General features: G+C 37.6%; 11 protein-coding genes. 1 reads left to right on the plus strand and 10 read right to left on the minus strand.

What is annotated here, in order from left to right; translation table 11 throughout:
• Window positions 1-30: 30 nt before the first annotated feature.
• On the plus strand, window positions 31-666 hold the full coding sequence (locus MOO45_RS05720; protein ID WP_249513968.1) for a YigZ family protein: 636 nt from the start codon (window positions 31-33) through the stop codon (window positions 664-666).
• A gap of 10 nt (window positions 667-676) precedes the next feature.
• Here MOO45_RS05720 and MOO45_RS05725 read toward each other — a convergent pair whose 3' ends face one another.
• From MOO45_RS05725 to MOO45_RS05770, 10 genes are all read right to left on the minus strand, one after another.
• Window positions 677-1,777 carry a glycosyltransferase family 4 protein gene (locus MOO45_RS05725; RefSeq protein WP_249513969.1) on the minus strand — a complete coding sequence of 367 codons (1,101 nt, stop codon included), beginning with the start codon at window positions 1,775-1,777 and terminating at the stop codon, window positions 677-679.
• Between the two features lie 99 nt (window positions 1,778-1,876).
• On the minus strand, window positions 1,877-3,439 hold the full coding sequence (rny, locus tag MOO45_RS05730; RefSeq protein ID WP_249513970.1) for a ribonuclease Y: 1,563 nt from the start codon (window positions 3,437-3,439) through the stop codon (window positions 1,877-1,879).
• Between the two features lie 252 nt (window positions 3,440-3,691).
• Window positions 3,692-4,804 (minus strand): recombinase RecA, encoded by a 1,113-nt coding sequence (recA, locus tag MOO45_RS05735; protein WP_249513971.1) that lies wholly within the window; start codon window positions 4,802-4,804, stop codon window positions 3,692-3,694.
• Between the two features lie 43 nt (window positions 4,805-4,847).
• Window positions 4,848-5,378 carry a nicotinamide-nucleotide amidohydrolase family protein gene (locus MOO45_RS05740; RefSeq protein ID WP_249513972.1) on the minus strand — a complete coding sequence of 177 codons (531 nt, stop codon included), beginning with the start codon at window positions 5,376-5,378 and terminating at the stop codon, window positions 4,848-4,850.
• Window positions 5,379-5,461: 83 nt separating this feature from the next.
• Window positions 5,462-6,043: a CDP-diacylglycerol--glycerol-3-phosphate 3-phosphatidyltransferase gene (pgsA, locus tag MOO45_RS05745; RefSeq protein WP_249513973.1), complete on the minus strand. Its 582-nt coding sequence runs from the start codon at window positions 6,041-6,043 to the stop codon at window positions 5,462-5,464.
• A 5-nt stretch (window positions 6,044-6,048) separates the two neighbouring features.
• Entirely contained in the window at window positions 6,049-6,891 is an 843-nt protein-coding gene (locus MOO45_RS05750) for a helix-turn-helix domain-containing protein (protein WP_249513974.1), read from the minus strand.
• 50 nt (window positions 6,892-6,941) lie between these two features.
• Window positions 6,942-7,667, minus strand: coding sequence for an elongation factor P 5-aminopentanone reductase (gene ymfI / locus MOO45_RS05755; RefSeq protein WP_249513975.1), 726 nt, complete (start codon window positions 7,665-7,667; stop codon window positions 6,942-6,944).
• Window positions 7,668-7,671: 4 nt separating this feature from the next.
• Window positions 7,672-8,937, minus strand: a complete 1,266-nt coding sequence (gene yfmH, locus MOO45_RS05760; protein WP_249513976.1) for an EF-P 5-aminopentanol modification-associated protein YfmH — start codon at window positions 8,935-8,937, stop codon at window positions 7,672-7,674.
• Window positions 8,934-10,199, minus strand: coding sequence for a M16 family metallopeptidase (locus MOO45_RS05765; protein ID WP_249513977.1), 1,266 nt, complete (start codon window positions 10,197-10,199; stop codon window positions 8,934-8,936). The genes yfmH and MOO45_RS05765 overlap by 4 nt, the downstream gene beginning before the upstream one ends.
• Window positions 10,192-12,459 carry a DNA translocase FtsK gene (locus MOO45_RS05770; protein ID WP_249513978.1) on the minus strand — a complete coding sequence of 756 codons (2,268 nt, stop codon included), beginning with the start codon at window positions 12,457-12,459 and terminating at the stop codon, window positions 10,192-10,194. The genes MOO45_RS05765 and MOO45_RS05770 overlap by 8 nt, the downstream gene beginning before the upstream one ends.
• Between the last annotated feature and the right edge of the window lie 24 nt (window positions 12,460-12,483).

Genomic DNA, 12,483 nt, shown 5'->3' on the forward strand with positions numbered 1-12,483 from the left:
AATTTAATTACGTGAAGCAGGTGAATTTTTTTGCGCTATATTACGATCAATAAAACGACAACAAATGAAATTATTATCAAAAAATCAAAATTTATTACTACCGTCACCCATTTGACTAATGTGCAAGAAGCACAAACTTTCCTAGACATGATCAAGAAACAACATCACAAGGCCAATCATAATTGTAGTGCTTATTTATTAGCTAGTAACCAGCAACATGCTAGTGATGATGGCGAACCTAGTGGCACTGCGGGCATTCCCATTTTAGAAACTTTGCAATCTATGGAAGTCGTGGATACCATGGCCGTCGTAACTCGTTATTTTGGAGGTATCAAATTAGGGAGTGGCGGTCTTATTCGCGCCTATCGTCAAAGCGTCTCCGAAGCTATCCAAAAAGCTGGTCGTGTTCAAAAAATTTATCAACAACAATTAATTTTAACTTTAACTTATAAACAATTTGACCAATTGCAATACTGGCTGAATCACCAAAACATCACGCTTGCGAATACCACGTATACCGACAACGTCACAATTGAATTGTTCGTTGACAAAGATGCCACCACGATATTGACACAAGGACTGACTAATCAATTAAACGCCAAGATCCCTATCAAACTTGGTAAGAATACTTTTCGAAATATTCCATACAACAAAAAAGATGATTGAGAATTTTTTCTCAATCACCCTTTTTAGGATCATCTTTTTCCAAACGTTTGACAATATTACGAATAGCATGTAGAAGTGGTTGGCGATTTTCTCCTACCAAACCAATGGATTCCACAAATAGTTCTAAACCGATCAAAACGGCTACAGTTAGCAACACACTGCCCCAAAATGAGGACAATGGGTACAACAACGCAATAAAGGAAAAAACTAATGATAACCCATAAATAACCAATACTGCCTGTCGATGACCTAATCCCAACTGCATTAATCGATGATGTAAATGATGACGATCTGCCTGTGAAATTGGTTTATTATTTAAAAAACGCCTTAACATCGCATAAACAGTATCAGTAATTGGCACTCCCAAAATGACAATGGGAATGATTAGAGAAATAAAAGTTACATTTTTAAGTCCCTTCAACGAAAAAACTGAAATCATAAACCCTATAAACAGAGCTCCCGTATCACCTAAAAAAATATTCGCTGGATGAAAATTGTGTGGTAAAAAGCCAATTAGAGAAGCAACCATTGCAAAAATCCAAATCGAAATATATGTGTCACCAGTCGTTAAAAAGAAATACCCAATCACTCCCATTGTGAACAAGGCAATGATTGAAACACCGGTAGCCAGCCCATCCAAACCGTCAATTAAATTAACCGCATTAGTTATCGCTAAAATCCAAAAAATCGTTACTGGTAAACTTAGCCAACCTAATTGAAATGACCCTAAAAAAGGAATCACAATATAAGTCGTTTTAATACCAGCTAGAAAGTAAACAACCAAAGCGGCAATTAAGATACCCAACATTTTTTGCATAGGTTTTAATTCACGAATATCGTCAATTAAGCCTGTCAACAAAATAATACACTCGGCTAAAAAGACACTAAATAATTCATGTGTTGGGAACTGCGCCCTTAACAAAACAAATGTCGAAAAATTAAAAGCTAAAAAAATTGCTAAACCGCCTAAAGTAGGCATTGGTTTTTTATTTACTCGACGTGCGTTAGGCTTATCGACAGCGCCTAAAACAAACGCCAACTTACGCACAAAAGGAGTTATTATTGCTGCAATAAGCATCGTTAGAAACAATTTGACAATTACGCTTAACATATGGGTAGCCTGCCTCTTTCATATACATAGGAAATTATAAAGGTTACCTTATTTGAATACAACTTTAAATTGTTTCAAAGGCTTAAAAAAGCTTACGCCTTATTTGGCATAAGCAATTTTTCGAGTTTCCCGAATCACAGTAACTTTAATGTGTCCTGGATACTCCAATTCTTTTTCGATTTGATTACGAATATTTCGTGCGAGAATAGCAGTTTGATTATCAGAAATTCGTTCTGGCTTGACCATAATTCTGATTTCTCGTCCTGCTTGAATTGCATAGCTATGATCAACGCCATCATAATTATTAGCAATTTCCTCTAATTTCTCCAATCGATGAATGTAATTCTCCATTGATTCTGATCGCGCGCCTGGACGCGCAGCAGAGATTGCATCCGCAGCTGCAACTAAAACTGCAATCATTGATTGTGGTTCGACATCACCGTGATGTGAAGCAATCGTGTTAATCACAACCTTTGGTTCCTTATACTTAGTCGTGATATCAACGCCAATTTCTACGTGAGACCCTTCAATTTCATGATCCAATGCCTTACCAATATCGTGTAATAAACCTGCGCGTCGCGCCAATGTTTCATCTTCACCTAATTCAACAGCCATTGTGCCAGCTAATTTAGCAACTTCCACCGAATGACTCAATACATTTTGACCATAACTAGTTCTAAAATTCAACCTACCAATAATCTTAATCAGATCAGGGCTGATATTGTGAATTCCCAGATCATAAATCGTTTGCTCACCTAATTCGCGAATCTTGGTATCCATCTCTTTACGTGATTTATCAACCATTTCTTCAATTCGCGCAGGATGGATCCGACCATCAGAAATCAACTTCTCCAATGCAATTCGTGCAATTTCCCGACGAATTGGATCAAAACCGCTTAAAGCTACCGCTTGCGGAGTATCATCAATGATCACGTCTATCCCTGTCAATGACTCTAAAGTACGAATATTTCGACCTTCACGACCAATAATCCGTCCCTTCATTTCTTCATTTGGTAAAGAAACAGTCGTCACTGTAGTTTCAGAAACCGTATCAGCTGCACTTTGTTGAATAGCTTCCACAATAATTTGTTTTGCTTTTTTAGTTGCATCCTGTTTGGCTGATTCTTCACTAGCCTTAATTAAGTGAGCTTTTTCCTGAACCAAATGTTCATCCAACTGTTTTAGAAGATGAGACCTTGCTTGATCGTGAGTCATCGCGGCAATTTCTTCTAATTTTTTTTGCTGTTGATCTAAGGTTGAAGATACCTTTTTGGTTTGCTGTTCTAATTGTTGTTCCGTAGTATCAATTTTTTGCTCACGCTTCTCTAAAGAATGCTCACGTTGATCCAACGAACTGTCTTTATGATCCAAAACTTCTTCTCGTTGGAGCATTCGATTTTCTTGCCGTTGTAATTCTTTACGGCGATCACGCAGATCATCTTCTTGTTCTTGACGATATTTGTGACTTTGTTCGCGTGCTTCAATTAATGCCTCTTTTTTAGCCGAAGCAGCATCTTTTTTCGCAGCGTTAATGATATCTGATGCTGACTTACCTGCTTGCTTCAAACTATTTTCATAGACTTTTTTTCTAACCAAAAAACCAACTACAATACCAATAACTATTAACACCAATGCGACTACAAGGGTGGTTATTATAAACACAAAATCCCTCCAGCCATTCTAAAGTTATGATTAATCAAAAAGCGACTAACCATAGCTTCAGTCCGATAATATTAATACCGTTAAATAAAGCACCTAATAAATTAAAAATAAAATATACTTTAAAAACTTGGTACATATTAATATTATTGTTTATTACGCCAACTGTCAACGAATGATTCTCCATTTATGGACTATAAATTTCAAAAAATAAGCCAATGCGTCTCTCGTTTGTCAAACTTTAGCAATCATTAATCACTTGGTATCTAAATCCAATTCCTCAGTTTCAGTATTTTTAACCTCAACCGAAGCCCTTGACGCAACTTCTTTATCCGAATCAGTCGCAGTTTTGGCATCATCGTCCATTTGATAAGCTTGACGTACTTTTTGTTTAATTTCTGCTCTCATCTCTGGATGCTCATCAAGATACGTTTTGGCATTTTCACGTCCTTGTCCGATTCGCTCCTTATTGTAAGAATACCATGCACCACTCTTATTAACTAAATCTTTATCAACAGCCATATCTAAAATTTCACCAGTTTGGGAAATTCCATGACCATACATCATATCAACAATTGCTAATTTAAAGGGAGGAGCAACTTTATTTTTGACTACTTTAATCTTAACTTTATTTCCAATCACGTCCGAACCCTCTTTAATCTGCTCTGAACGACGCACTTCCAAACGCACTGTTGCATAAAATTTCAAAGCACGACCACCAGGAGTTGTTTCTGGATTACCAAACATGACGCCCACTTTTTCACGAATCTGATTAATAAATAAAGCGATCGTCTTACTTTTATTAATATTACCAGACAATTTACGCAAAGCTTGTGACATCATACGCGCCTGCAAGCCAACATGAGAATCGCCCATTTCCCCCTCAATTTCAGCTCGTGGAACTAAAGCTGCCACTGAATCAACAACTAAAATATCCACTGCACCACTTTTTATTAAAGCATCAGCAATTTCTAGACCTTGCTCACCAGTATCAGGTTGTGATAATAACAATTTGTCTACATCAACCCCCAAAGCTTTAGCATAAGTGGGATCCATGGCATTTTCAGCATCAATATATGCAGCCGTTCCCCCATTTTTTTGTACTTCTGCAACAGCGTGTAACGCCACTGTCGTTTTACCAGAACTTTCAGGACCATAAATTTCGACAATTCGGCCACGCGGATAACCACCAATTCCCAACGCGTTGTCTAAAGCTAACGAACCACTTGAAATTGATGAAATTTGCGTTCGAGGACTTTCTCCTAAACGCATAATTGCACCCTTACCAAAATCTTTTTCAATTTGTTTCAGAGCTTTATTTAAAGCTTCTTCGCGCCCTTTTTTTTCATTTTTATTATCTTTTGCCAAATAACTAACCTCCGCCTCGAACACTTGTTCTCATCAACAATTATTATAACTGATTTTGAATTAGAATAAAAGCCGCAATGACACTTTTTTGTCGAATCATCTGTCGAGATCCTTTCAAATGAAATCCTTGATCAAATAAACTGGTTGGGGTTTTGACGCCCACAAATACCGTTCCTGCTTCTTGATTTTCTAATCTATCTGGTCCAGCAACTCCTGTCAAACCTATCCCAAAATCACTTTGGACTAATCGGGAACTTTGTTCAGCCATTTTCTGTGCTGTCCATGAACTAACAACACCATAATGTTGTAAATCCGCAGCTGCAATTTCTAGCAATTGTGCTTTCATCGACAAAGAATAAGTGACAAAACCACCCGAAAATACTTGTGAGGCACCGGCCACTTCCGCTATCGAAGCTTGAAATAAACCTGCCGTCAAACTCTCCGCAGCAGTGATTGTTAACTGTTGTTGCTTCAATTGCTCAACTGTCTCCTGAATTATTGGTTGATAATCGTTCCACACAAAATTAATTGGATTACCAGCTGATCGTAAAAATTGTCGTTTTAAATCCATCATTAATTGTCCCCAGTCTTAAATTACACAATTCCACGCAAAAATTTTTATAAAAAAACGTCCTAAATGGACGTCAATTCGATATATTATTTAAAATCAGTGTAATATTGGCGATTCTGCCACAAATAATCAACTGCTGAATATACAGTAAAAATCAAACAGATGTAAAGCATAATCAACCCAAATGGGATATTCCAATAAGCAAAAATAGGATCTTTTAATAAAAGAAAAACAATAGCCAACATTTGCGTAGTCGTCTTAATTTTGCCAGGCATCTGGGCTGCCATCACAGAACCACCTTGTTCTACAACCAGTAAACGCAAAGTGGTAATTAATAATTCCCGACAAACAACGATAGCAACAATCCATGCTGGTGCTTGATGTCGAACGACCAAATAAACAAAGGCAGTCAAAACCAACATCTTGTCAGCTAAAGGATCCATATATTTGCCAAAATTTGTTACCAAATGCCTAGCGCGCGCAATCTTCCCATCTAACAAATCAGTTAACGAAGCCACAATAAAAATAATCGTAGCAATAAGCGTTTCAATACTAATTTGTGTCCCTAAAAAAGTTACCTGCCCCATTTGAAAATTAATCGACATAAAAATCATAAACATGGGAATTAAAAATATCCGCAAAGTCGTCAATTTATTTGGTAAATTCATCCAGTTTACTCCTTAATTTTTATAGTATAAGCATGCACAACACCAGTTTGATCACTAGGAACAGGCAGTGCCTGATTATCAATCAAAACTTTGGTTACAGGAGCATTACCGGTTTGAATTTTAAATTCTTTAACGCTACCTTCTAAAGTCACTTTATGCGCGTTATTAGGATTAAGTGCACCTTGCCAAATATTTTGCCCGTCCGCATTTACTGATATCCAAGATTGAGCTGTCGTGGCTTGTAACTGAATCTGATGTTGCTGATCAGTTTGCCAATTAGAAATAACGAACTGATCACTCGTATTGGGATCCGCCGTAATTTTCATAGTTCTCGGTTGAGATTTTTTAGTCGATTTAACTGCAGAAGTTGCTGGCTTAGGCTTTTTAGCGATCTTAGGTTTCGACTTTTTCTTAGGTTGTTCAACTTTTTGATCAGAAGTTGGAATCGGATCTACACTTTGATGATGAACCTTGACCGCCACCAAACAAATCAGAATAACAATAAGCAAAACCACTGCCAAAATCAAAATTTGAGGCCAACGTCGTTTCAGATTCAATAATAAAGAGTCCCGTTTAACTACTGGCTGCTCTTGAGGAGACTCTTCTGGTTGAACTTGAGGAACCTCATCACTAAATTCTTGCAATAACTGCGTGCTATTCAATCCCACGCTGTCAGCGTATTGCTTAATAAACGCCCGAATATAAAAATCCCCTGGCAATTGATCTAAACGGCCTTCTTCAATGGCCATTAAATATCGTTTTTGAATTTTCGTAATTTTTTGCAGGTCATCAATTGTATAACCTTTTGCCAAACGCGCATCACGTAATTTGTCGCCTAATTCACTCATTACATAACCACCATCATTTATTTAATTCGAGTATAACATTATCTAAATCACTATTCTAACCAACCACCGGTCACATACAAAGTTTGCCCCGTTAGATATTGCGCTTTTGAATCCAAAATAGTTTGCACCCAATAACTTAAATCCTGTGGCGTTGCCATCCGCCCCATGGGAATCTCAGTTGTCAAAGCTTGTAAATCTTGCTCTGAAATCATTTGATTCATCTTAGTTCGGACCGCACCTGGTGCTAAAACATTTATGGTAATTCCCAAACTAGCAACTTCCCTGGCATAAGCCTTAGCAAAAGCGGAAAGCGCACCTTTTGTTGTACTGTAAACTACTTCCATTGCGCTACCTTGGGCACCATAGACCGAACCAAATAATAAAATCCGTCCATGAGCACTTTTAGCCAATTGATTTTGCAATTTTTGAATTAAGTACAGCGGCGCTACTAAATTAACTTGGATTAGACTTTGCAACTGTTTTTCCGTGACTTGGTCAAATAGCTGATAATTAGTTATTCCTTGTGCTGCAATTATTGCATCTAAACTAAAAACATTATCAACTATTTTTTGTACATTTTCAAGGTTATTGAAATCCGCAATTATTTCCACAAAATCTTGTTGTGGATAATTGGCTTGAAATTGTTTAATTTGTGAATTCAACAAGTCTGGTTGATGATTTCCATGCAAATAAAGTGACCAACCAGCAGCTGCCAAATCCCGAGCAATCACTTGACCAATTCCACCCGTTGCACCTAATATCAAAGCCCATTTCATATGATTAATTCTCCGGTTTCAAATACGTTATTGTTAGATTATCCTCTTGAAAAATCTTGCTTGCTAAGGATTGGATATCTACTATTGATATCTGATTAATCAAGTTTAAAACCTGTACATAGGTCAAATCATAAAACGCTAATTCCGCAGATTCTGTGGCTAAATTTTCCATATAGTCCTGGGCAAACAAATAGCTGCCCAGACTATCATGTTTAACTGCTTCTAAGTTCTGCAAAGTTAACTCTTCACTAAATCGTTGTTCCAACAAATAATCTCTTAAAACTTGACCCAAACGTTGTGGTTCAGCAGTTTGAGCGCTAATCAAAATAAAAACATATTGCCGCTCTGCAATAACACTATAACCAAAAGTATCATCAATTAGTCCCTGATCCAGCAAATTCTGATGTATTACTGCCGTTTCTCCCAAAATCATTGCCATCAATAATTCCAATTGATTTTGCAAGTTAATCACTTGTTTTGAACCAACATCTGTTGCATCAATCCGCAACCCCAACATCATTCTCGGACGTTTGGTTTGAAAGGAAACCAGCTGACTACTTTTGACTGGCAACCATTGTGGGGACATCCGCAAAGTTGGTACATTAGAGCGCTTGGCAAATGTTTGAATTGCAGTATTAATCTGTAAAATGTCATCTAGTTGCTGTTCTAATTGTGCTACCGCCACATTTCCAGCCAAATAAATTTGAAAATTTTGTGGAATATAATATTGTTGATAAATCTGCAACAACGTTGTGGCATCAATTTGTGAAATGGATTCTAAACTCCCCGCAATATCTTCAGCAATGGGGTCTTGAACGTAGAGATTATTTAAAGTCACTTGCTCAAGAAACCAGTCTGGACTATCCGCATACATTTGAATTTCCTGGGCAATAATTTGTTGTTCTCGAGCAATATTGTCTTTTGTAAAATAAGGTCGACTGATTAAATCCAACAATACACCCAAATTTTGAGCAACATGACCAACACACTTAAATAAATAGGCTGTTTTAGTGTAACTCGTAAAAGCATTGGAATCAGCACCAAATTGAGCAAATTGCCGATCACTATCCAGATCCGGTTTAGCAAACAATTTGTGTTCTAAAAAATGTGCTGAGCCAGCAGGCACCAGTTGTCTTGGACGTGTCAACGTATCTAACGAGCCAAAATCCACCATTGCCAATGCATAAGTTTGATTAAATTGAGGCTTTACAATAGCTTGAATCGACAAATTTAAGTTATTAATTATTGGTTTTATCGTCAAATCATTCATGGTTTTGCCCCTATCAACTGATATTGCGCATAGAATTTCAAATCTGCTGCCGCTTGCTGTACCTGTGGAAAAGTAACTTGTTGAATGGCTAGAATAAATTGATCATCATCTAAAACCGCTTGGGGTTTCAAAGCCTTCAAGAGTAACCGATCTGCCTGCTGATCAACACTATCAGAATCTATCAAACGTTGATTAATCAAAACTAATTGCGCATGACTAAACAAGTGGACCAAATCTTTAGTCTGCAACTGTTCTAATTGTTGAGCAACCAAATCTTTTACCACAGATAACTTCGCTTCATCAACCCCAGCCTGAATTTTTAAGATTCCTTGCGTAAAATTTAAATTACTATAAATGGAATAAGCCATCCCATTTTTCTCACGTACTTCTTGAAATAACAAAGATTGATCATCGCCACCCAGCATCATGTTTAATATACGCCAAACATTTTTAGAATGCTGAGCTGTCAATTGATATGCTAAAACTAATTGACTTTGTTGAATATTTTCTACATTTTGTGCTGATAAAATTTGAGCACGCGCTGGTAGTGTTAAATCTTCTAATACAATTGATTGCTGTGCTGGTTTTAAAAAAGTCAATTGTTCAGCCAACATGGGCACAATTTTAGCTTGATAGTCTCCGACAACTGTAATAATAAGTTGATCTTGCTGAAGTAACTGCTGATATTGCTCAACCAGCTGGTGATTTTGAATAAGATCCAATTGCTGCTCATTACCAAAAGCCGGCACTTTCAGCTCTGGTCGCGCTTGAGCCAACAATTGTTGCAGTTGTAAAGAAGCACGCAAAGCATAATTATCTTGTAAAGAGTGGTACAAATTACGTAAATTAGTTCGTTCCAATGCGAGCGCTTTGGAATCAAACAATGAACCATCCGCATTGAGATTAGGTTGCTGTATTAATTGAAATAAGACTGCTAAAGCTGAATCAACAAAAGCTTTAGTCATATCATTATCGGGTGTTGTCAAACTCAATGACAACAGATTTAAATTTTGGAAAATAGTCGTTTTACCATTAATTTCCGTGCCATATAAGATGGAAAGTTTACGTGCTAATTGAGCTTGCGTAGGATAAACTGCACTGGAACGTTGCAATAAATTTGCCAATAAACGCCGTTGCGTCGTATTTTGATAACGCTGCGGTGTCACGAAGTTAAATTCAAGACGCAACACACTAAATTGGTTTGTCGGTAACCACCAAATCTCCACACCTTGTTTTGGATGTAAAACTTGCGGTTTAATCATATTTTTTCCGTCCTTCATCACTTGGTTGTTCAATTAAAACTTGACGTGGCTTAGAGCCACGCATTGGACCAACAATTTTTCGCTCTTCCATCGCATCGACCAAACGTGCCGCCCGATTATAGCCAATTTGAAAATGGCGTTGCAACATTGAAACACTTGCTTTTTGCTCGCGAGCCACTAATTCGACCGCCGCTTGCCAATACTCATCTTCAACTTTTTGACTGAGATTGTCTTGTCCTTCAGCATTAGGCATCAAATTTTCGTCATAACTAACAGTTTGTTGCTTGCTGATATAACTAACAACTTGTTCTACTTCATTGGTTGAAATATAGGCTCCTTGAATTCTCGTCGGCTTTGTTTGTCCAATCGGTTCAAACAACATATCGCCACGTCCCAAAAGCTTTTCTGCACCTAATCCATCTAAGATCGTCCGCGAATCAATCCCACTAGATACTGCAAAAGCCATTCGTGAAGGAATATTGGCTTTAATCAGCCCAGTAATCACATCGACAGATGGCCGTTGTGTCGCTAAAATCAGATGTAAACCTGCTGCACGAGCTTTTTGAGCCAAACGTACGATGGAACCTTCTACTTCTTTACCCGCAACCATCATTAAGTCAGATAATTCGTCAACAACAATGATGATATAAGGTAATTTTTCTTTTTGGGAGTGCATTGAGTTTGAATTTTGTTCAATATCCTGATTATATTCTTCGATTTTACGATAGCCGCCGTCTTCAAACAATTGATAACGTCGTTCCATTTCCTGAACAGCTTTTTGCAACGCACTATTTGCTTTTTTCGCGTCCGTCACAACCGGAATCAATAGATGGGGAATCCCGTTATACATACTTAACTCAACCATTTTAGGATCAATCAAAACCATTTTGACCTCTTGGGGCAAAGCTTGCATCAAAATTCCCGTAACAATTGTGTTAATTGCAACTGACTTCCCACTACCAGTCGACCCAGCAATCAATAAATGAGGCAATTTAGTCAAATCACACATCGCAATTTGACCATAAACATCTTTTCCCAGTGGAACGGTTAAGCTTTGATTTTTGTGAACGGGTTGATTTTCAACGACTTCACGAAAGGAAACAAATGAAGGATGTTGATTAGGAACTTCAATCCCAATATACGGTTTACCAGGAATCGGCGCTTCAATCCGCAAATCTTTAGCCGCCAATGCTAGCGCTAAATCATCTGCCAAATTAAGAATTTTGCTAACTTTGACTCCTACTGCTGGTTGAATTTCATATTTGGTAACCGTGGGACCTAAAGTCGCTTTTTTGACATCAACAGTCACTCCAAAACTAGCGAGTGTATCCCGCAATTTTTTTCGATTACGATCAATCAAAGAATATTCCTGAGACTGGTCTGTCGTGGGAACCTTTTTCAATAACGAAACCGAGGGCAACTGATAATCAGTGCTTGCTGAAGTTGTTTGTAAATTAGGATTGTCTTGAACTAGTGGAGCTGGTTTAGGCGTTTCAATATGAAAATCATCATCATGCTCCAAAAACTGCTCGACGGTTTTACGAGGTTGAGGTCTTGATGACAAGGGTACATCAGTTGATAAATTACTTTTTTTCCGCGACTTGGGTGACGGGTTAGCTTGGGGGACAGGTTGATTTTGATAGGCATCACGTAAATAATGAGCTAACCAAAGAAAACCATGACCAATTTTTTGTAACCAAGAAACCAATTGAAGCCAACGAATATTTAGTAACATGAGCAGGCCAATAATAATCAATAGACCACAAATAACGTAAGTTCCAACAAGTGAAAACAAAGGCTTCGCCAGCGCAAATAATATTGCCCCAACGATGCCACCACCGACATCGTTCACCACTTGATTAGACGTTAAATCTTCCATTAATAATCGCCAAGTGACGCCTACAATGTCATTATGCAGTTGTAAATGTTGAAACAAAATTGCATGCAGAATGGTTAAACTACTTAAGACAAAAATCACTCCACCAAAAAAACGTTTGGGCTTTGTGTGTGGAATTTTCCCTAGAAACAACATAATTACACCGACAATCATTGACAATATCGCTAATAATTGATACACATTTCCAACCAGTAAACGATAAATATCGGCTAAAAAGCGGCCTATAATTCCCCATTGAAAATCTGCTAAGAGAGAAACTACAACTAAAATTAATCCCAATAAATTAATTAAATATTGTGAATCATTTTTAGAAGCCTGCTTTTTATTAACTTTGGTTCGCGAACGACGTGTTTTTTTAGGCATCAAATCCTCCTTAGCAATAATTAT

This window comes from Bombilactobacillus folatiphilus, from assembly GCF_023380265.1.
GTDB classification, from domain to species: Bacteria; Bacillota; Bacilli; order Lactobacillales; family Lactobacillaceae; genus Bombilactobacillus; species Bombilactobacillus folatiphilus.